Raw genomic sequence first — 20,084 nt, 5'->3', positions numbered from 1 at the left:
AGGCGATGCGTCCGGCGATGTGCCAGAAAAAACGCGACGGCGGCCTTTGCATGCCGTCCGTCGCGCACAAGCGAGGCCGAGTCGAGTCAACCTTTCCAGCCAACTCGTGAAGCGAACTCAGTCGGCCGCGCGGGGACGACGGATCAGCGTGAGTGCCGCCAGTGCGGCCACGATCGTCACGGGAATGCTTGCGCCGATCACCACCGCTGCGCTGCTGCCCACGGCGAGCAACATGCCGGCGGCGAGCGGGCCAACCACGGAACCGATGCGACCGATGGCAACCGCTGCGCCCACGCCGGTGCCACGCATGGCCGTCGGGTAATAGGCAGCCGCGAGCGCATAAAGCACCGACTGGCCACCGATGATGAACATGCCCGCGAAGAATGCGGCGACGGCAAGCACACCGAAACCGTGTGCGGCGGCCAGACCGACGAGCGACACGATCATGCCGAGATACATGCCGCCGATCACGAACGACATGCGCGCGCGGTCCATCAGATAGCCCAGTCCCAGCACGCCGACGGCGCTACCCACGTTGAAGAGAATCTGCACCCAGCCGATTTCGCCACGTGCAAGGCCACGCGATCCCATCAGCGACGGCAGCCAGTTGAGCAGGAAGTACAGCACGATCAGCGTGCAGAAGTAAGACAGCCAGAGTTGCACCGTCGAGAGGCCGCGCCCTTCGGAGAACAGCACCGACATCATCGGCGCCGGCGTGGCGCGCTGCCCTTGCGACGTCGCCGCTGCGAAGGCGCGTGACTCCGGCAGGAACCAGGCGAGCAACGGCAGCAGCAGGATCGGGCCGAGGCCGCCGACGTAGAAGATGTGCCGCCAGTCGGCGTCGCTCACCGCCAGCATGCCGATGGTCGCCGCGATGCCGCCCCCCAGCGGAATGCCGCAATACATGATGCTCACCGCCGTGCCGCGCAGACGCGGGGCTACCGCCTCCGACGACAGTGCAATGAGGTTCGGCATCGCGCCGCCCAGCCCGACGCCCGTGAGCATGCGCACGATCACCAGCATCCAGAAATCGGACACGAACGCCGTGGCGATCGACAACACACCGAACAGCGCAGCACTGAGCATCAGCACGCGCTTGCGGCCGATGCTGTCGGCAAGGCGTCCGCCCACCATCGCGCCCGGCAACAAACCGAACGTGCCCGCCGAGAACGCAATGCCCATCTGGGCCACGCTCAGGCCGAACTCCTTCGCCATGCCGCGCGCCGCGACCCCGACCGACTGCAAGTCGAGACCTTCCAGCAACGCCACCGCGAAGCACAGCGCGAGTGTCAGCGCGACGGAATTCGCCGTACTGCCGACCCCGCCGGTTCCGTCATCGCCCAACGGCAACGCTTGCGCGCCACCCTCCCGATTCGATTTCATGGTGTCTCCTGTGATCTTCTTTTAGGGATGTCGGTTGCCACCCCGCACGGTCCGTCGACTTCGGTAAAGAACGCCTGCCGCGCACCCCACTTAATCAGGCAACCTGACATTAAGGGCGCACGTACGACGGACGCGACAACGCCGCGAGAGCGTTGCATCGCTTTCGTCTTACCGGGTCACTGGGATTCGGTCGCGCGCGCTTTCTTCACGCTCATTTTTTGGCGTCGGCAGACTTTTGCCAACGGGGCGCGATCCGGTTAGCCGCCGGTCGGCGTACGATGACGCCGACTGGGGTGACGGACTCCATTTAATATCAAGCAACCTGACAATACAAGCCATTGTCCGGTCAGGACAAACCCGGAGTCAGTCGCGCAGATTGCGCACGAACATTTCGATATGGCGCTGCACGGCGGCAGCGTCGTCGCGCGCCACACCGGCACGCATGCGCGTGTCGATTTCCTTGGCGACGGCTTCGCATTGCGCGAGCACGCGCCGGCCTTCGTCGGTCAGTTGCAGCAGTACGATCCGGCCGTGATTCGGATCCGGCTCGCGGGTGATCCACTGACGCGATGCCATGACGCTCACCACTTCGTTGGCGGACTGCGGCGTGATGAACGAGCGTTGCGCAAGTTGCGCGTTGGAGAGCTTGCCGCGCGCATCGAGCACGGAAAGCGCGGTGAATTGCGCGAGCGTGAGGCCCAGCGGAGCGAGCGCTTCCGACATGTGTCGGCGCAGCAAACGGTCGAGACTGGCGATGACGTAGGTCAGGCGCAGCTTGGACCGGCGCGGGCGGACATCGGCACCCGTCGCATCGGTGGAGGCCGCAGGTTCCACGTCGCCATCGGCCGCAAGCGCGACGTTGTCCGGCGTGTCGTGCGAACGTGAGTCGCTGGCGGAAGCTGCGGCGGCAGTCTTCTTCTTCGAGGGTACGACGCTCATGATGAGTCAGCGAGAATGCGGGGATTTTCGCGTAATGCGGGAAAGTCAGCAGTGTAACGCCGCCACCGGGCCGGTGGCGACGGTCTGTCCGCGATTCATCCCGACGATGAGCGGCGTTCGCGACCCGACCGGGTCGCAAGAAGCCCCCGCAGACCTCCGGTGCCGAGAGCAAGTCGCGAGGCTCGTCGATATCAGCTGGCGAGCTTGCGGAACGTTTCCAGCACGGCATCGCCCTTGAACGGCTTGACGATCCAGCCCTTCACACCGGCGGCTTTACCGCGCTCTTTCATGGCCGGGCTGCTTTCGGTGGTGAGCATCACGACATTGACGGACGCATTCGCGAGTTCGCCGCGAATCTTCTCGACCATCGTCAGGCCGTCCATATTCGGCATGTTCACGTCGCTGATGACGAGACGCACGCCCGGGCTGGCCTTGATCTTGGCGAGGCCATCGCGACCGTCCACGGCAGTGTCCACGTCCAGCCCGTTCTTGCGCAGAAAGCCGGCGACTTCGTCGCGCACGGTACTCGAATCGTCGACCACGAGAATCTTCGACATGGTGTTGTCCTTTGTGTGTAAGAGAGAGTGAATTGGCGAGCCGGGATCTCAGAACATTTCCAGCGCCCCGGTCTCGACGGGCTCAGTCGCGCTCTGTGCCGCCTCGCGAAACGCTTCGGGCGACCAGTTCAGGCTGAAGACAAAGTGCTGATGCAGCGTGACGATCTGTGCGTTGACCGGATCGGTCAGACGGTAGACGAAACACAGCTGCGGGTTATCGGTGCCGAAGGTGATGTACTTCTGCTTGTGGTTGATGAGCAGCGGCACTTGCACCTGCGTGCGATCCACCGCGAGCGGATCGCCCATGTAGCGGTTCTTGAATGCGCCCCAGATCAGGTTCGTCAGTTCGCCCAGCATGCCGTTGAGTTCGCGAAAACCGGCCTGCCCTTCGCAGCGGCCGGTGTGTTCGAGCAGTTGCATGAACGGCACCTGCTCGGCCTGCATCATCATGTAGCCACGGCACCAGGCGCTCTCAAGCGGAATCAGGCTGAACACCTCGCCGAAGATGATGCGCTCGCGCACGACGCTGGGCGAATCGCAGGTCACTTCGACGTCGCCGAACAAACCGCGGAACACGCCGTCGGTGATGTCGATCATGCCGCGCACCAGCGCGTCCGGGTATTCATGTTCGACGCTGTCTTCGAGGATCAGGAACTGGCTGACCGACTCGCGGGGGGTGCTTCGGTTCATTGTGGTGGTCTCCTAATGCGTAATTCATGAAAGGCGACGGGCTGCGACCTGAAGCGATCGGCGGTGCGCGAGTCGCGTCAAAACAATTCCAGTTCGCCACCGCTGTCCTGCGTCACGCTGACATCGGCGTTGAAGTCCAGCGGTGCATGCGCACACACGCACAGCGTGGCCGCCAGACTGACCGAACCGTCGAGCGTGATGTCCCACGACGCCAGATGGTTCGGCTTGAGCTGCATGAGGTGAGGCACGCAGCGCGCGCTGAGCACGTAGGGCGTGGACATGCCCAGATCGGCGAAGTAACCCAGCAACTCCTGGTTGATTGCCCCGCAGCACAGGTTGCCGATTTCGAGGAACGCTTCGCGAAACGACTTCTCCTGATCGTCGCCCACGAAGTACGCGCGGGTGGCGTCGTCTTCGTCGAAATGCAGCACGAGCAGCATGCGAAAATCGATGCCCGAGATCGTGAGCACGACCACGTTGGCGTGGCGTACCTTCAGCTCGAGGCTCATGGTCGTATCCGACGCGTCGGCCTGCTGCACCGCCAGCGGTGCAATCTCGCACAGCGCGTCGGCCGAGCGGGCGAGCCGCGTGCGCGCCGCCTTGTGAAGGATGCGTTCGAAACTGTCGCGTGCTTGAGCGCTGATCACAACGTAACCTGCCTGCTGAGTGCTGAGTGCTTAATGGAGACGGGAATGCAGTTGCTGCGCCAGCGATTCGACGCTGGAGAGCGACGCCGCAATCATTTTGCCGCCGGCCTGAATGTCCTGGAACGTCGCCGTGGTCGTGACGTCGTTGCGATGCAGACTGTCGCGGTAGCTCTTCGAGAGTTCTTCCGAGCGCGTCGCCAAGGCGCGCACTTCGCTCGCGACGATGCCGAAGCCGCGCCCGGCCGTGCCCGCACGCGCCGCTTCGATGGACGCGTTGAGCGAGACGATCAGCACATGGCGCACGATCGACGCGAGTTCGTGGTTCTTCGCGTGCATGTCCTGGTTCTGCGTCATCAGCGAGATCATCTGCTCGTGCCAGCGCTCGAACGTGGCCGCCAGACCGCGCAGGCGGGCGGCTTCGCCCGCGATGCGCTGCGCTTCGCCCTGCCACATCGCCTTGTCTTGCAGCACCGACGCTTCCGACTTCTGTGCGGTCTGCAGGTCCTGCTCGGCCTGCGCGAGGCGCGCCTGCAATGCGGCGATGGCGTCGTCATGCGACTGCACGAGTGCGTCCTTGCCTGCGACGGCGACACGCTCGCGCTCAAGCGCCTGCTCCAGCGCTTCGTCGTGCGTCTTGGTCAGCGCGCGCCAATGCGCCGTGGCCTGCGCCATGCGCCAGCGATGCACGACGTAACCCGCGACACCCGCACCGATAAGCCCTGACGCCACACCCGCGAATAGCCATTGAACTGCTTCCATACTCGATCCATCTCCGAAAGCGGCGTGGCGGCCGCAGCCCAGTCGGGTCTGCGCCGCCTTTGCCGAGCGTCCTGACGCCGGGGCCCGACGCTATTGCTCGCGCCTCAGACCTTCCCGGTTTGCGAGAGGTCGTCTCGTGACGTGTCCTGTGCCGCCGTCAGGCCGTTCGATCCGGCTTGCGGGACACCGTCGTCCAACGCGGGCAGGTCGACGGCGTCGGCCGCCACGCTGTTCAGATCGAAGCCGTCGACCACGAGGTTGTCGGGCAGGCACACCACCGTCTGGAACTGGCGGAATTCCGCGCCCTTGCGTTCATCCGTGAAGCGCAGTTCGATGCGGCCATGTTCGCGGCGCACGAAGTCCTGCACGGCGTCCATGCCGACACCACGCCCCGACACCTCGGTGACGCTCGACGCCGTCGAAAAGCCCGGACGGAAGATGAACTGCGCAATCTGTTCGTCGGCGACGTACGTCTCGGCAGTGATCCAGCCGCGCTCCACGGCGATGCTGCGGATGCGATGCAGCGCAAGGCCACGGCCGTCGTCGGTGAGCGTGACTTGCAGCATGTTGTGATCGAGACCCACTTCGATATCGATGGTGCCTGCGGCGGGCTTGCCCTTCGCACGGCGCTCTTCTGCCCCTTCCAGACCGTGGTCCATCGAGTTGCGCAGCAAGTGCATGAAGACGTCGCGCAGAATGCGCACGGCCGGGGCGCGCAGACGGTAACCGTTGTCGTCGATACGCACGGCCGGGGCTGGCTTGCCGAGTTCGCCCGCGAGCGACGGCAGCGAATCGAGCACGCCGCCCAGCGCTTCGCCCACGCCTTCGGTGCCCAGCAGGCGGAGCGTCTGGTGCACGGCGTCGCGCATGGCGACCAGTTGATGCAGATCGTTCGGATCGGCGGCTTCGAGCATGCGCAGGCTCGCGCGGATGTGCGCGCGGTCCACGACCATCGACTGTTCGTCGGCGGTGCGTCCCGGGCCCTTGCGACCGAGGCTCATCTCGTTGATCTGGGCATACGTGTCGACGGCGTTGCGCACGCGTTCGAGTTCGCGCATCAGGCCGTCCTGATCCCACAGACGCGCCTCGTCCGGCTGGCGCAGATCGTGATAGCGCTGCTCGGTCTCGTGCACGACGTTCGTCAGGTATTGCAGGTTGTACGTGCGCGCGTTGCCCTTGATCGTGTGCATGTTGCGGAACAGTTCTGCGATGGCCGCGCTGTCGGCCTGCGAATGCTTGCGAATGATGCGTTCGTTCTCGCGAATGAAGCCCGTCGAGCTTTCGATGAAGTGATGGAACTTCTCCTGGCTCACCGCCAGAATCTCGCCGATCATCTCCAGACGCTGCTTCTGCTCGTTCGCTTCGGCCGCGAGTTCGCGCAGTTCGGTCACATCGCGCACGCACAGCATCAGGCGCAGGATCGTGTCGGTCTCATCGGTGATCGCCGACCACGTCAGATCGAGTTGCTTCACGCGACCGTCCGGCATACGCTTGCCGATCTCGCCGACCAGCAGGTGTTCGTTGAATGCGAAGTTGATGGCGTCCTGACCGATACAGGCATCGATGGCCGCTTCGACTTGCGAGACGGCGTCCGATCCCAGATCGCTATCGGCGAACACCAGATCCATCACGCCGCGACCGGCGATGTCCTGCGTCTCGAAGATCGCTTCGAGGTAGGCCGAGTACTCGCCGTGCACCTTCGAGCCGTCGACGACCGTCAGAATGCCCTGCTGCATGTTCTGCAACATCGCCTGAATGTCGGCCGTCTTCTGCTTGAGTTGCGCGGAACGCTCCTGAATCTTCTCGATCATCCCGTTGAACGCGACGATGGAGTGCCCGATTTCATCCATGCGGCCGACCGGCACGCGACGGGTGAAGTCCTGGCTGTTCGCGATCTCGCTCATCATGGCCTGCATGCGCGAGAGCGGACGCGTAATCTGGCGATACAGCAGCGCGCCGATGGCCGTGAGCAGCACAATGGCCAGCCCCGTCACGATGCCGATGGCAGTCGTGGTGGTCGAGAGCGTGTCGTTGAGCGTGGCGATGGCCGAGTCTTTCTGACGGTTCTTCTCGACGCGCAGGGTGTTGACCACGCCTTCGAGTTCGTCGCGGTACTGCGCGACCATCGCGAAGAGGAACGCCTGCGCCATCTCGGTTTTGCCCGCCTGCTTGAGTTTGGCGGTGTCGTTGATGGCGTTGAAGTAGTTCTCGACGCTCTCGCTCGCCTGTGTCACGAGCCCCTTCTGGGCGTCGCTTGCGGCACCTTCGGCCTGACGGGCGAGCGACTGGTCGATGTCGCCGCGCAGCTTCTTGAGATTGTCCAGCGCCTGCTCGACGACGGTGTCGTCGGGCGCGTAGACCAGCGTCATCGTGGCGATCTGCACCGCCTTGACTTGCGAGACGAGATCGGCGGAAGCGAGTGCGCTGGGCACCACGCCTTCCGTTACCTGCCGTACTTTGTGAGCGCTGGCGCGTGTCTGATAGACCGCGTAGCCACCAATGATCGAGAGCGCGACAAACGTCAGGATCACCAACAGCGTTATTCGATGACGGATGGTCATTGCGTCATTTCCCCGGGTCGCACCGGCGCCCGGTGCCACGCGTGATTTGACGCAGTAGATCGGCCGCCGAATTAGTTTGTAGATTCCTCGTGCGCCGTGATTATTGCGGGTGAACTGTGACGATTCGATGAATCAACAGAAGCTTCACGTTACCTCGATGCCGTAGCGCCGTGTAGGAATCCGAGATGAGTGAGCGCGTACTGACGGCATCGACCTCCCTCGCCCCTTAAGATTTCGGTCCTCACAACGTCCCCCGTCCATCGCGTGACAGCCGCCACCCAGCCAGTACTAACTTCTGCGCTCGTCCGCGACGGCATCGATGCGTTGCAGCGACTCGACGACCCGTTCGGTGAACTGTCGCCACAGTTCGGGCTTCGCACGCCCACGTTTCACGATGCGATGGAAACCCAATGTGACTTCCGGGTCGGTGAGCACCTCCCAACGGACCGCGCGATGACGACACGCCGGTAGCGCGAAGGTCGGCACAATCGCGGTGCCGATACCGGCCTCGGCCATGCCGATCAGTGTCTCGAAGCGGCGAAACGCGGCGCGTGGCTCGTCTGCCCTGTCGATGCGCGCGAGATGCGCCTCGACGAGTTGCTGAATCGGATTGTCCGATGGCAGACCGATCAGCGGTTCGTCCCGCAGGGCATGCCACGATGCATCGCCCGCCTGTGCTTTGGGGTTTCCCGTTTTGCGCACGGGCCGCGTCGTCGCCGTCACGCGCATCAGACGAAACGATTGCAGCAGCGTTCGCTCGATGCCGTGCGATGCCTTGGTGAAAAAGCCGAAGCCCATGTCCGCCTCACCTTGCTCGACGAGCGCATGCACCTGTGCAAGTTCGGTTTCATGCAGTCGCAGGTCCACATCGGGATTCGCCTGTTGAAACGTGCCGAACCATTCGGGCATCAGATGCGACGACACGAGTGGCGTGGCCGCGATGCGCAGCGTCTTGCGCGACACCTGCCCGAACGTTGCGATCTGTCCCGCGACGGCATCGAGCTGGCTCACGGCCGCGCTCGCGACCGGGAGCAAGGCATGACCGGCGTCGGTCAGCGTCACGCTGCGTGTCGTGCGGTCGAACAGACGGCTGCCGAGTTGCGTTTCGATCTCGCGCATCATCACCGACAAGCCCGCCTGCGTGATGTGCAGCCGCTCGGCCGCACGCGTGAAATTGCCCAGCGTGGCCACGAGTACGAACGCTTTCAGTTGACGCAGTGAGATGTTCATCGTCGATTCATAACTGACTCATATTAATTCATATGATAGTCAAAATTCCCTGATGACTGACGACGCGCTTTAATGGTGGCCATTCCAGAACCATCTGCGCATTCGCGCTCAGGAGACTTTCCCATGCCCCCATCGATCGATGTGGCCATCGTCGGCGCAGGTATCGGCGGTTTGACGCTCGCGCTCAATTTGCATCAAGCCGGTATCGCCTGCCGCGTGTTCGAGGCTGTCCCCGAAATTCGTCCGCTGGGCGTCGGCGTGAACATCCTGCCGCACGCCGCGCGCGTGCTTGACGGGCTGGGCCTGACGCCCGCGCTGCGCGACATTGCGGTGACGACGCGCGAGTCGGCGTTCTTTAACCGCTTCGGCCAGTTCGTTTACAGCGAGCCCGCCGGAGAACATGCCAGTTACGCATGGCCGCAATTCTCGATTCATCGGGGCGATCTTCAGGGCGTGTTGCTGGCCGCCGTGCGGGAGCGCCTTGGAGAAGACGCGGTCGTCGTGGGACATCGCTGCACCGGCTTTCTGCAGGACGACGACGAGGTCACGATCTCGTTCGAGTCGCCGGACGGCGACGCCCTGCCGCCGGTCACGGCACGCCTGCTGGTCGCCGCAGACGGCATCCATTCGGTCGTACGCAAGCAGTTCTATCCGACTGAGGGCGCGCCGCGATATTCCGGCGTGAACATGTGGCGCGGCAGCGTCGTGCTGCCGCCGTTTCTGAGCGGTGCGTCGATGGTGCGCGCGGGCTGGCTGTCGGTGGGCAAGATGGTGATCTACCCGATTCGCAACAACGTCGACGGCCACGGCAATCAGTTGGTGAACTGGGTTGCGGAGATCGAAGCGCCGCACCCGGCACGTCGTGACTGGAACGGCGTGGGGCGTCTGGAAGACTTCTTCCCCGCGTTCGCCGACTGGCATTTCGACTGGCTCGATGTGGCGGGCATGATCGAGGCGACCGAGACGATTCTCGAATATCCGATGGTCGATCAGGATCCGTTGCCGCGCTGGAGCTTCGGGCGGGTCACGTTGCTGGGCGACGCCGCGCATCCGATGGTGCCGCGCGGCTCGAATGGCGCGGGTCAGGCGATTCTCGACGCCCCATGTCTTGCAGCACAATTGCGCGAACATGGGCTCACGCCCGAGGCGCTGGACGCCTACGAGCGCATTCGCGGCAAGGCGACCGCCGACGTGGTGCTGATGAACCGCAAAGCGCCGCCGGACGCGATTCTGCAAACGGTGCACGAACTGAGCGGCGACAAGCCCTTTACGCATATCGACGATGTGATCAGCGCCGCCGATCTCGCGGAGATTTCGAATCGCTACAAGAACGTCGCGGGTCTGAACCGGGAAGTACTGAACGCTGCTCAGGCTGACCCGACGGCTCAGGCGGCACAGACCGGTCGTTGAGTCACCTGGCAGCCGACTGCCAATGACGCGTGCGCGCCCCCGGGTGCGCGCGCTTTTTGCCTATTCGACAGAGCCTCGCCAACGAGGCCGATCATGGAGACAGTGCCATGCCCCAACCCAGCATCGATCTGCGCGCGCTCATCGACGAACGGCCCTTCGGCCGTTATCGGACATTCGTCACGGCGCTCTGCGGGCTGATCGTTTTTCTCGATGGTTTCGACACGCAGGCCATCGGCTATGTGGCCCCGGCCATCGTGCATGCGCTGGGCATCGAACGCTCGGCGCTCAGTCCCGTGTTCTCGGCCAGTCTGGTCGGCCTCACGCTCGGCGCGCTCGTCGGCGGACCGGTGTCCGATCGCATCGGGCGGCGACCGGTGCTGATCGCTGGCATGCTGATCTTCGGGGCGATGTCGCTCGCGACGGCGTTCGCGTCGTCCGTCCCGGCGTTGCTGGTGTTGCGACTGCTTACCGGCATTGGCCTGGGCTGCGTGATGCCCAATGCGATTGCGCTGACCGGCGAGTTCGCCCCCGAGCGTGTGCGCTCCACCGCCATCATGGTGATGTTCTGCGGATTCTCGCTGGGCGCGGCGCTCGGCGGACTCGCTGCGGCCGGGCTGATTCGCGATTACGGCTGGCCGTCCGTCTTCGTCGTGGGCGGTTTGCTGCCGCTCGCCGCCGCGTTGCTCGCCTGGCGGCATCTGCCCGAATCGCCGCGCTTTCTCGTCGTGCAGGCAAAGCACCCGGCGCGGCTGCTTGCCGTCTTGCGAAAACTCGCCCCCGATCTGCCGGAAGACGTGCGCATCGACAGCGGGATCGACGTGCACGCCAAGGGGCAGGCCAGCGTATCCGCCCTCTTCGCGGACAAGCGTGCGCGAATCACAGCACTGCTGTGGGTGATCTTCTTCATGAGCCTGATGGATTTGTACTTCCTGTCGAGCTGGCTGCCGACGGTGATTCACGACGCGGGCATCGCACTCGATACCGCTGCGATCATCACCTCCATGCTGCAAATCGGCGGCACGCTCGGCACGCTCACGCTCGGCCGTGTATTCGACCGGGTGCCGCCCTTCAAGGCGCTTGGCGTGGTGTATCTGGGCGCAGCGGTGTGCGTCGTGCTGGTGGGACTGGCGGGCACATCGGTCGCCGTACTCGCTGCGACGATCTTCGCGGCGGGGTTCTGCGTCGTCGGCGGACAGATCGGCGCGAACGCCCTGGCCGCACGCACCTATCCCACGACGATTCGCGGCACGGGCGTGGGATGGGCGCTGGGGATCGGGCGCATCGGCTCCATCGCCGGGCCGATGGTGGGTGGTGTGCTGCTGGCCCTGCACTGGGACCCGCAGCATCTGTTCATGATGGCCGCCGTGCCGGTGGCCATCGCCGGGGTGGCGGCCTTTACGATCAGTGCTCTCGCGCAGCGTGAAGCACGGCTTGAAGCCCGTCGCGTCGCCCGCACTGCGAGCGACGCGACCTGACAAGCGACGAACTCAGTAGCCCGCAGCGAGGCCGTCGCGACGGCTGTCGCTTGCAGCGACGTAGCCGCGCTCCGGATCGTTGCGATCCAGACGCCAGATGTACTGGCCAGAGCCGAAGTCCATGTACGGGTCGTCGATGGACTTGAGTTTGTGGCCCTGCGCCACGAGCCCGGCCACCGTTTCGCGGTCCATCGTCGATTCGATATCGACGGTGAAGTCGCGATTGACCTTCCAGCGCGGCGCGTCGCATGCAGCCTGCGGTTGCTGACCGTAGTCGAGCATGCGCACCACGGATTGCAGATGGCCTTGCGGCTGCATGTCGCCGCCCATCACCCCGAAGCTCATCACGGCCTCGTGCTGGCCGTTGACCTTCTGCGTGAGGAACGCCGGAATGATCGTGTGGAACGGACGCTTGCCGCCCTCGACCACGTTGGCCGACTTCGGGTCCATCGAGAAACCGCAACCACGGTTTTGCAGCGCAATGCCGTAGTCCGGCACCACGACACCCGAGCCAAAGCCCATGTAGTTCGACTGGATGAAGCTGACCATCATGCCCTGCTCGTCGGCCGCAGTCAGATAGATCGTGCCGCCCGACTTCGGCATGCCGAAGTCGAAGTGCGTCGCCTTGTCCGGATCGATGAGCTTCGCGCGCTCGCTCAGGTAAGCGTCGTCGAGCATCTGCTCCGGCGTCACTTCCATCGAGCGCGGATCGGCCACGTACTTGTAGAGATCGGCGAAGGCCAGCTTCATCGCCTCGATCTGCAAGTGTTGCGAATGCACGCGGTCCACCGCGAGGCTGGAGACGTCGAACTTGTCCAGAATACCCAGTGCGATCAGCGCCGCAATGCCCTGCCCGTTCGGCGGAATTTCGTGCACGGTGTAGCCACGATAGTCCTTCTCGATCGGCTTGACCCAGTCGGCACGATAATTGCGCAGGTCGTCGGTCGTCATCACGCCGCCATGCTCGGTGCTCCACGCCACGATGCGCTCGGCGATCTCGCCTTCGTAGTACGCGCGCGGGCCCTCTTTCGCCAGCAGACGCAGCGTACGGGCGTGGCCAGGCATGCGCATCATCTCGCTGGTGGTCGGCGCACGGCCATTCGGCATGAACGTCTGCGCGTATCCGGGCTGGTTCTTGAGTTCGGGCACCGCAGCGGCCCACTTGCGCGCGACGATGTTCGCGACAGCGTGACCGCGCTCGGCGATCTCGATGGCCGGGGCCATCAGGTCGGCAAACGGCAGCTTGCCGAACTTCGCGTGCAGCGCTTCCCAACCGGCGATCACGCCGGGCAAACTCACGGAGTCGACACCGCGAATCGGCTGTTTGGCGATGCCGTGCTCCTCGCCGTACTTCTTGCGGAAGTAATCGACGTTCCATGCGCCGGGTGCGGTGCCGGAGGCGTTCAGGCCATGCACCTGCTTGCCGTCCCAGACCAGCGCGAAGCAATCCCCGCCCAGACCGTTGGAAACCGGCTCGACGATGGTCATGCACGCGGCTGCGGCAATCGCGGCATCGACGGCATTACCGCCCTGCCAGAGAATGCGCAGGCCGGCTTGCGCGGCGAGCGGGTGCGACGTCGACACGATGTTGCGGGCGAACACCGGCAGGCGCGGTGTCGGGTACGGGTTTTGCCAGTTGAAGTGCGTCATGGGAATCGCTGATGACCTCTGTCTCGAATGGTTGGAATAAGTCTGCCGGAGCGTGATGTTGCTTTGGTTACGTGACGTTTATTGCTCGCGAGGATCCAGCGCATCGCGCAGCCCGTCACCCAGCAGGTTGAAGCCGAGTACCGTCAGGAAAATGGCGATACCGGGAAAAATGGACATCCAGGGCGCCTGCTCGACGAAGTCCTTGGCCGTGTTGAGCATCGAGCCCCACGACGGCAGCGGCGGCAATTGCCCCAGCCCGAGGAACGACAGGCTCGCCTCGGCGATGATCGCGGTCGCAACCGTGAGACTGGCCTGAACGATGATCGGCGGCAGCACGTTCGGCAGGATATAGCGCACGATGATGCGCGTGTCCGCAAGGCCGATGGCACGTGCCCCCTCGACATACTCCTCCGCCTTCACGGTGAGCGCCTGCGCGCGCGCCAGCCGGACAAAGCGCGGCATGGCGGACACGCCGATGGCGATCATCGCGTTGGTCAGGCTCGCACCGAGGAACGCCGCCATCGCAATGGCCAGAATCAGGAACGGGATGGACAGCAGCGCGTCGGCCAGCCGTGAGACGATGGCGTCGACCCAGCGGCCAAAGTAGCCCGCGAGCAGCCCGAGCGGCACGCCCACGATCACTGCGATACCGACCGACACCACACCTGCCGCCAGCGACGCCTGCGCGCCGTAGATCATGCGCGCAAGAATGTCGCGGCCCAGCTCGTCGGTACCGAACCAGTGCAGCGCACTCGGCGCCTGACGCACCGTCAGGAAACTCGTGGCAATCGGATCGTAGGGCGAGATCCACGGCGCAAGCAGTGCGACGAGCACCGCGAACGCAACGATGATCGCCCCGGCGACCGCCGCCTTGTTGCGCGCGAACTTGCGCAGCCCGCGATTGCGGCGGCGCGGCAGGCGCTCCGCGCTCACCGCGGCGGGCACGGGTGCGACGGTCGCGTTCGCGTCCGATGCTGGCGAAGAGGATGACGTCTGTGTCGTATGGATAGCAGCCATGTTCCCGGACTCTCAGGCGCGACGCAGGCGCGGGTTAAGCAGGACGTAGAGCACGTCGGCCAGCAGGTTCAGCACGATGAAACTCACGGCTGTCACCAGCACGACACCCTGCACCACCGCATAGTCGCGGTTGAACACGGCGTCGACGACCAGCTTGCCGAAGCCCGGAATCGTGAAGACCTGCTCCGTCAGCACAGCCCCCGCCAGCAACTCGCCGAACAGCAGCGCCAGCACCGTCACAATCGGAATCAGCGCATTGCGAAACGCATGCTTGAGCACCACCGTACCGCGCAGCATGCCCTTCGCGCGCGCCGTACGGATGTAGTCGGTGCGCAGCACGCCGAGCATCGCGCTGCGCGTGTGACGCATCAGTTGCGCACCCAGCGCCGCCCCGAGCACGAAGGCAGGCATCACCATCGTCTTGAAGCTCATCCACAAATCTTCGCCCGGTGGCACGTAGCCCGACGACGGCAGCAACTGCCAGCGCACGGAAATGAGAAAGATCAGCAGAATGCCAAGCCAGAAGTTCGGAATCGACATGCCCGAGAGCGCCAGCACGTTGGATCCGTAATCGATGGCTTTGCCACGATTGGCCGCCGAGAGAATACCCAGCGGAATACCGATACCGATGGCGATCACGAGGCCGAACATGGCCAGTTGCAGCGTGACGGGCAACTTCTGCGCGATGAGATTCGTCACCGGTTCGCCCGTGCGCAGCGAATTCCCGAGGTCGCCTCGCAGCACGCTGCCGATCCACAGCGCGTACTGCGTGGGCAGCGGCTTGTCGAGGTGATACTTCTCGCGCAGCGCGGCAATGACCTGCGGGTTCTGATCCTCGCCAGCCATCGCAAGCACGGGATCGCCGGGCAGCATCTTCTGCAACCCGAAGATCATCATCGACACGATAATGAGCGTGGGAATGGCAACCAGCGCACGATGGACGACGAGGCGCAGCATGGCGGCAGTCCCCTTAGCCCTTGATGGCCACGCCGCGCAGACGGATCAGGCCGTCCGGGTAGGCCACAAAGCCCTGCACCTTCTTCGTGAGCACATACGGCCAGGGCTGCACGTACAGATAGAGGATCGGGTCTTCATCGGACAGGATCTTGTTCGCGGCGTCATACAGCGGCTTGCGCTCGGCGACGGTGGACTTCACGCGGGCGTCGTTCAGCAGCTTGTCGACCTCGGCGTTGCAGTACTGGCCGTAGTTCAGGTTGCCCTTGCAAGAGACGAACTGATGCAGATTGCCGTCGGGGTCGACGCGTCCCGACCAGCCGTTGTAGAGCACGTCGAAGTCGCCACGATGCGCCGCGTCGAGCGCTGCCGCGTAGTCCATCGGACGCAGCTTGAGCGTGATGCCCGCTTCCGCGAGCATCGCCTGCAACATCTGCGCCATCTGATTGGAGACGGTGCTGTTGCCGAAGCTCAGCGTCACGTTGACCTTCTCGAAACCGGCCGACTTCAGTAGCGCCTTCGCCTTGGCAACGTCGCGCTTCGTGGTCTTGATGGACGCGTCGTAATACTGCCCGGAGTGCGGCAATGCCTGATTGGCGGGCGTAAAGATGCCGCCGCCGATCACCTGATTGATCGCGTCGCGGTCGATGGCCAGATCGAATGCCTGACGCACGCGCTTGTCACGCAGCGCCTTGTTCGCATTCGGCGCGACGTTGAACGTCAGGCCGTAGTAGCCCAGTCCGTCCATCGAGATGAAGGTGAGGTTCGCGTCGCGCTTGACCGACTTCACGTCGGACGGCGAGAGACGCTCCAGCATGTCGAGCGAGCCGGAGCGCACGTTCGCGAGACGTACCGTCGTGTCCGGAATCGGCAGGAAGACGACCTTCTGGATCGGGTACTTGTCGGCTTCCCAGAAGCCCGGGAATTTCTCCAGCACCACGCGATCGTTCTGCACGCGCTGCACGAACTTGTACGGGCCGGAACACACCGGCTTCGATTGCACGCTCGCATCGTCGGCCAGCGTCTTGGGCGCGAGCATCATTCCCGCACGGTCGGACAGCGTGGCGAGCAGCGCCGAGTCCGGGGTCTTGAGCACGATGTTCACGGTCGAGTCGTCCACCACGTCGACATGATCGATGGACGACAGCTCGCTCTTGCGGTTGCTGGCCTGCATCGTGCGCGCACGGTCGAGGTTGGCCTTCACGGCAGCGGCGTTGAACGGCTCGTCGTCGTGGAACTTCACGCCCTTGCGCAGTTTGAACGTCCACGTCTTGCCGTCGGCGCTCACATTCCATGCGGTAGCCAGCATCGGCACGAACTGCAGATCGGTACCGATATCGACCAGCGAGCTGCACAGCGAGCGCAGCACCATGCGGTCGACGACCTGCGAACTGCGCGCAGGATCGAGCGAACCGATGTCTTCCTGCAAGCCAATCCGGATGGTCGATTGCGCCATGGCCGAAGCCGCGCCGGTCGTGAGAGCCGCCGCCAATACAAGATCGAGCAGAACGTTGCGCATGCGTGTGATCCCTTGTCTGTGTGATGGTGTCGTGAAGGTGTTCTTATGCACTCGTGCGGGCCGCGGTTGCATCGGCCTGCGACTGCCGCGCCCGATACAGCGCCAGCCGCTCGCTCAGCTTCTCGCTTGGTGCCGCCGCCCGCGCCGGGCTTGCCCCGGCGTTCTGGATCTCGCGCCAGAAGTGGCAAGCGACCTGTCGGCCGTCCGGCAGCACTTCGTCGACCGGCTTCTGCATCCGACACGCGTCGCGCGCATGCGGGCAACGCGGGTGGAAGCGGCAGCCCGGCGGCGGCGCAGTCGGGCTCGGCAGTTCGCCGCCCAGCGGCGCGCGCTCGCGTCGCAGATGCGGACGGCTCGCCGGAATCGCCTGAAGCAGCGCCTGAGTATAGGGATGCAGCGGGTTGTCGAAGAGCGCATCGGCGCTCGCCAGTTCGACGATCTCACCGAGGTACATCACCGCCACCCGGTCGCTCATGTGGCGAATCACCGCCAGATCGTGCGCGACCATGATGAGCGTGAGGCCGAAGTCGTGCTTGAGCCGTTCGAGCAGGTTGATGACCTGCGCCTGCACGGAGACGTCGAGCGCCGAAACCGGTTCGTCGCCGACGATCACGCGCGGCTCACCGGCAAGCGCGCGTGCGATGCCGATGCGCTGGCGCTGCCCGCCGGAAAATTCATGTGGGAAGCGTTGTGCGTAGTCCGGTTGCAGGCCGACGGTGCGTAGTAGTTCGGCGACGCGCTCGTCGCGGGCACGGCCGTGCGCGAGACCATGCAGCGCGATCGGTTCACCGATCAGGCCGCCCACGGTCATGCTCGGATTGAGCGACGCGAACGGGTCCTGGAAGATGATCTGGAGTTCGCGCCGCAGACGCCGCATCGCGCCCGCCCCCAGCGTCATGATGTCTTCACCCTGATAGCGCACTTCGCCGCGCGTTGCGTCGAGAAGTCGCAGCAGCAGACGTCCCAGCGTGGATTTTCCGCAGCCCGATTCGCCGACGATGGCGAACGTCTCGCCCGCCTGCACCGCGAACGACACGCCACCCACGGCATATACCGTAGGGGCGCGTGAAAAGCCCACGCGATGACCGCCGAAGTGTTTGGCCAGATCGCGGGCTTCGAGCAGCAGGGGGATTGTCGATGGTGCATTCATGCCACGGCCTCCTCGCGCACGGACGGCGGCGGCGTGAGCGACTCGACCGGCGCGAGCCAGCACGCCACGCGGTGCGTGCCGGACAATGTCCGCTCGGGCGGGGCCTCACGGGTACAACGCGCTTCGGCAACCGGGCAGCGCGGCGCAAAACGGCATCCCGCAGGCATGCGCTCCGGCGAGGGCACGGCGCCGCGAATCGTCGCCAGTGTGCCTTCGCGTTTGCCGATGGACGGAATCGCGCCCATCAGCCCGATGGTGTAAGGGTGCTGCGGATCGTCGAAAATCTCGCTCACGGTGCCGTACTCGACGATGCGCCCGGCGTACATCACGGCCACGTCGTCCGCGACTTCGGCCACCACGCCCAGATCGTGCGTGATGAGTACGACGGCGGTGCCGGTTTCGCGTTGCAACGTCTGAATGAGCGTGAGCACCTGCGCCTGAATCGTGACGTCGAGTGCCGTCGTCGGCTCGTCGGCGATGAGCAGCGCGGGACGGTTGGCGAGCGCCATCGCGATCATCACGCGCTGGCGCATGCCGCCGGAGAGTTCGTGCGGATAGTTGTCGAGCCGGGTTTCGGGCGCGGGAATGCGCACGAGCTTGAGCATGTCGAGCGCTTCGGCACGCGCGGCGCGCCGGTCCAGGCCACGATGTCGCCGAACGCCCTCCTCGATCTGATGACCGATCGTGAAGGACGGATTGAGCGAGGTCATCGGCTCCTGAAAAATCATCGCCAGACGTTTGCCGCGCAGGTCCGCGAAGTCGCGCTCGTCCAGCGCCAGCAGGTCGCGGCCTTCGAACATGGCGCGTCCGGCCACGAGGTTCGCCGGTGGGCTGGGCAACAGGCCCATGAGGGCGAGCGACGTCACGCTCTTGCCGCATCCCGATTCGCCGACGATGCACAACGTCTTGCCGGCGTGCACGGCGAAAGAGACGCCATCGATCAGATTCGGCGCGTCGGGTGCCTTGGAGAATTTCAGCGACAGTCCGGTGACATCAAGCACCGGCCCAGCATCTGCGGGCATGGTCATGGGGCGCGTTGTGTGGGTCGGCCACCCGCTCATGCGGGATGTGCATGACACGATTATGTCTTCCCCGCACGCAAAGGAAATATTAATATTTCTTTTTCATGCTTAAGTTATTTTTACTTCCCAAATGCTCACGCTGCGCATGTTGAAGACGTTTCGTCTGGTGGCCCAAACCGGCTCGTTTGCGGCGGCGGCCGAGCGCGCCGCATTGACGCAGGCAGCCGTCAGTTTGCAGATGCGCGGGCTGGAAGACGCCGTTGGTCAGCGGCTGTTCGACCGGCGCGGGCGGCAGATTACGCTCACGCGTCAGGGGCGCGAACTGTTTCCCCGTGTCGAGCAGATCCTGGCGCTCACGGCCGAGCTGACGACCTCCCCGGTTGATGCGATGGAGGGCCCCGTGACCATCGGCGCCGTGGTGTCGGTCATCGGTGCGCTCTCGCTCGTGGTCGCCGAACTGAAGACGGCGCACCCGCAGCTCGATGTGCGGCTGACCTCCGCGCGCTCGGACGAACTGACCGACCTCGTCGAACAGGGCGAAGTGGACATCGCCGCCGTGGTCGCGCGTGCGGATGACGCCCGTGCCGACGGACTGGTCTGGACGCCGCTCTACACAGAGCCGATGGTGATGGTCGTCAATCGTGACGTCGCGGAGTCAGATCCTCAGCAGATTCTCGACGCGCACGCCTTTCTGCGTTTCGACCGCCGCGTGCGAACCGGTCTTGTCGTCGAGCAGGCGTTGCGCGCAGCGAAACTCAGCGTGACGGAATATCTGGAACTGAACTCCATCGAGACGATCGTCGCACTCGTGCGCAAGAACGTGGGCGTATCGGTATTGCCGTTGCTGCATCGGGGCGATTGGCATGCAGACCCGCTGCTGCGCATCGTCCCGATTGCCGAGCCACCGCTGCTTCGCACCGTGGGCATGATCCATCGCGAACACGACTCGCGCACGCATAACATCACCGCCGCGATTGCGGGCATGCTGTACGACGTTTGAACGGGTCTGAGCGGATCTGAGCGAATTTGGGCGGGTTTGACCCGCACGAACAAGTCGCACCAATGACAACGGCGCGAACTTTGTCGCGCCGTTGGCGGGAAACAACGTGAGGTGAAATTGT

General features: G+C 64.3%; 17 protein-coding genes. 3 read left to right on the top strand and 14 right to left on the bottom strand.

Annotated features, from left to right (window positions below):
• Positions 1-117 precede the first annotated feature (117 nt).
• The 8 genes from mhpT to MB84_RS05130 form a co-directional block, all read right to left on the bottom strand.
• Entirely contained in the window at positions 118-1,383 is a 1,266-nt protein-coding gene (mhpT, locus tag MB84_RS05165) for a 3-(3-hydroxy-phenyl)propionate transporter MhpT (protein ID WP_245725484.1), read from the bottom strand.
• Between the two features lie 363 nt (positions 1,384-1,746).
• Positions 1,747-2,322, bottom strand: a complete 576-nt coding sequence (locus MB84_RS05160) for a MarR family winged helix-turn-helix transcriptional regulator (RefSeq protein WP_084009612.1) — start codon at positions 2,320-2,322, stop codon at positions 1,747-1,749.
• A 191-nt stretch (positions 2,323-2,513) separates the two neighbouring features.
• Entirely contained in the window at positions 2,514-2,879 is a 366-nt protein-coding gene (locus tag MB84_RS05155; protein WP_046290992.1) for a response regulator, read from the bottom strand.
• 48 nt (positions 2,880-2,927) lie between these two features.
• Positions 2,928-3,569, bottom strand: coding sequence for a chemotaxis protein CheX (locus tag MB84_RS05150; protein WP_052652970.1), 642 nt, complete (start codon positions 3,567-3,569; stop codon positions 2,928-2,930).
• Between the two features lie 77 nt (positions 3,570-3,646).
• Positions 3,647-4,216 carry a hypothetical protein gene (locus MB84_RS05145; protein ID WP_046290991.1) on the bottom strand — a complete coding sequence of 190 codons (570 nt, stop codon included), beginning with the start codon at positions 4,214-4,216 and terminating at the stop codon, positions 3,647-3,649.
• 30 nt (positions 4,217-4,246) lie between these two features.
• The gene (locus MB84_RS05140; RefSeq protein WP_046290990.1) at positions 4,247-4,975 is read right to left on the bottom strand and encodes a methyl-accepting chemotaxis protein; all 729 of its coding nucleotides are present in this window, start codon (positions 4,973-4,975) and stop codon (positions 4,247-4,249) included.
• A gap of 104 nt (positions 4,976-5,079) precedes the next feature.
• Positions 5,080-7,536 carry an MCP four helix bundle domain-containing protein gene (locus MB84_RS05135; protein WP_046290989.1) on the bottom strand — a complete coding sequence of 819 codons (2,457 nt, stop codon included), beginning with the start codon at positions 7,534-7,536 and terminating at the stop codon, positions 5,080-5,082.
• A 288-nt stretch (positions 7,537-7,824) separates the two neighbouring features.
• Complete coding sequence (locus MB84_RS05130; protein ID WP_046290988.1) at positions 7,825-8,766, bottom strand: LysR family transcriptional regulator; 942 nt, start codon at positions 8,764-8,766, stop codon at positions 7,825-7,827.
• A 123-nt stretch (positions 8,767-8,889) separates the two neighbouring features.
• On the opposite strand from MB84_RS05130, the gene MB84_RS05125 reads away from it, so the two are divergent.
• Positions 8,890-10,176, top strand: coding sequence for a flavin-dependent oxidoreductase (locus tag MB84_RS05125; protein ID WP_046290987.1), 1,287 nt, complete (start codon positions 8,890-8,892; stop codon positions 10,174-10,176).
• A 107-nt stretch (positions 10,177-10,283) separates the two neighbouring features.
• Entirely contained in the window at positions 10,284-11,651 is a 1,368-nt protein-coding gene (locus MB84_RS05120) for an MFS transporter (protein WP_046290986.1), read from the top strand.
• Positions 11,652-11,663: 12 nt separating this feature from the next.
• Here MB84_RS05120 and MB84_RS05115 read toward each other — a convergent pair whose 3' ends face one another.
• The 6 genes from MB84_RS05115 to MB84_RS05090 all read right to left on the bottom strand — a co-directional run bounded on the left by MB84_RS05115 (position 11,664) and on the right by MB84_RS05090 (position 18,963).
• A complete protein-coding gene (locus MB84_RS05115; RefSeq protein WP_046290985.1) occupies positions 11,664-13,301 on the bottom strand; it encodes a gamma-glutamyltransferase family protein in 1,638 nt (545 codons plus the stop codon).
• Between the two features lie 78 nt (positions 13,302-13,379).
• Entirely contained in the window at positions 13,380-14,318 is a 939-nt protein-coding gene (locus MB84_RS05110; protein WP_245725483.1) for an ABC transporter permease, read from the bottom strand.
• A 12-nt stretch (positions 14,319-14,330) separates the two neighbouring features.
• Complete coding sequence (locus MB84_RS05105) at positions 14,331-15,275, bottom strand: ABC transporter permease (protein ID WP_046290983.1); 945 nt, start codon at positions 15,273-15,275, stop codon at positions 14,331-14,333.
• A 13-nt stretch (positions 15,276-15,288) separates the two neighbouring features.
• A complete protein-coding gene (locus MB84_RS05100) occupies positions 15,289-16,791 on the bottom strand; it encodes an ABC transporter substrate-binding protein (protein ID WP_046290982.1) in 1,503 nt (500 codons plus the stop codon).
• A gap of 43 nt (positions 16,792-16,834) precedes the next feature.
• Positions 16,835-17,941, bottom strand: a complete 1,107-nt coding sequence (locus tag MB84_RS05095) for an ABC transporter ATP-binding protein (protein ID WP_046290981.1) — start codon at positions 17,939-17,941, stop codon at positions 16,835-16,837.
• The gene (locus MB84_RS05090; RefSeq protein ID WP_211279346.1) at positions 17,938-18,963 is read right to left on the bottom strand and encodes an ABC transporter ATP-binding protein; all 1,026 of its coding nucleotides are present in this window, start codon (positions 18,961-18,963) and stop codon (positions 17,938-17,940) included. The genes MB84_RS05095 and MB84_RS05090 overlap by 4 nt, the downstream gene beginning before the upstream one ends.
• Before the next feature lie 130 nt (positions 18,964-19,093).
• On the opposite strand from MB84_RS05090, the gene MB84_RS05085 reads away from it, so the two are divergent.
• Entirely contained in the window at positions 19,094-19,963 is an 870-nt protein-coding gene (locus MB84_RS05085; RefSeq protein ID WP_046290979.1) for a LysR substrate-binding domain-containing protein, read from the top strand.
• The last annotated feature ends 121 nt before the right edge of the window (positions 19,964-20,084 follow it).

This window comes from Pandoraea oxalativorans, assembly GCF_000972785.3.
Classification (GTDB): Bacteria; Pseudomonadota; Gammaproteobacteria; order Burkholderiales; family Burkholderiaceae; genus Pandoraea; species Pandoraea oxalativorans.
This window is presented reverse-complemented; position numbering and strand designations above follow the sequence as displayed.

Coding starts and splice junctions, on each gene's coding strand:
- mhpT (WP_245725484.1), bottom strand. CDS start 1,383: ATGAAATCGAATCGGGAGGGTGGCGCGCAAGCGTTGCCGTTGGGCGAT.
- MB84_RS05160 (WP_084009612.1), bottom strand. CDS start 2,322: ATGAGCGTCGTACCCTCGAAGAAGAAGACTGCCGCCGCAGCTTCCGCC.
- MB84_RS05155 (WP_046290992.1), bottom strand. CDS start 2,879: ATGTCGAAGATTCTCGTGGTCGACGATTCGAGTACCGTGCGCGACGAA.
- MB84_RS05150 (WP_052652970.1), bottom strand. CDS start 3,569: ATGAACCGAAGCACCCCCCGCGAGTCGGTCAGCCAGTTCCTGATCCTC.
- MB84_RS05140 (WP_046290990.1), bottom strand. CDS start 4,975: ATGGAAGCAGTTCAATGGCTATTCGCGGGTGTGGCGTCAGGGCTTATC.
- MB84_RS05135 (WP_046290989.1), bottom strand. CDS start 7,536: ATGACCATCCGTCATCGAATAACGCTGTTGGTGATCCTGACGTTTGTC.
- MB84_RS05130 (WP_046290988.1), bottom strand. CDS start 8,766: ATGAACATCTCACTGCGTCAACTGAAAGCGTTCGTACTCGTGGCCACG.
- MB84_RS05125 (WP_046290987.1), top strand. CDS start 8,890: ATGCCCCCATCGATCGATGTGGCCATCGTCGGCGCAGGTATCGGCGGT.
- MB84_RS05120 (WP_046290986.1), top strand. CDS start 10,284: ATGCCCCAACCCAGCATCGATCTGCGCGCGCTCATCGACGAACGGCCC.
- MB84_RS05115 (WP_046290985.1), bottom strand. CDS start 13,301: ATGACGCACTTCAACTGGCAAAACCCGTACCCGACACCGCGCCTGCCG.
- MB84_RS05110 (WP_245725483.1), bottom strand. CDS start 14,318: ATGGCTGCTATCCATACGACACAGACGTCATCCTCTTCGCCAGCATCG.
- MB84_RS05105 (WP_046290983.1), bottom strand. CDS start 15,275: ATGCTGCGCCTCGTCGTCCATCGTGCGCTGGTTGCCATTCCCACGCTC.
- MB84_RS05100 (WP_046290982.1), bottom strand. CDS start 16,791: ATGCGCAACGTTCTGCTCGATCTTGTATTGGCGGCGGCTCTCACGACC.
- MB84_RS05095 (WP_046290981.1), bottom strand. CDS start 17,941: ATGAATGCACCATCGACAATCCCCCTGCTGCTCGAAGCCCGCGATCTG.
- MB84_RS05090 (WP_211279346.1), bottom strand. CDS start 18,963: ATGCCCGCAGATGCTGGGCCGGTGCTTGATGTCACCGGACTGTCGCTG.
- MB84_RS05085 (WP_046290979.1), top strand. CDS start 19,094: ATGCTCACGCTGCGCATGTTGAAGACGTTTCGTCTGGTGGCCCAAACC.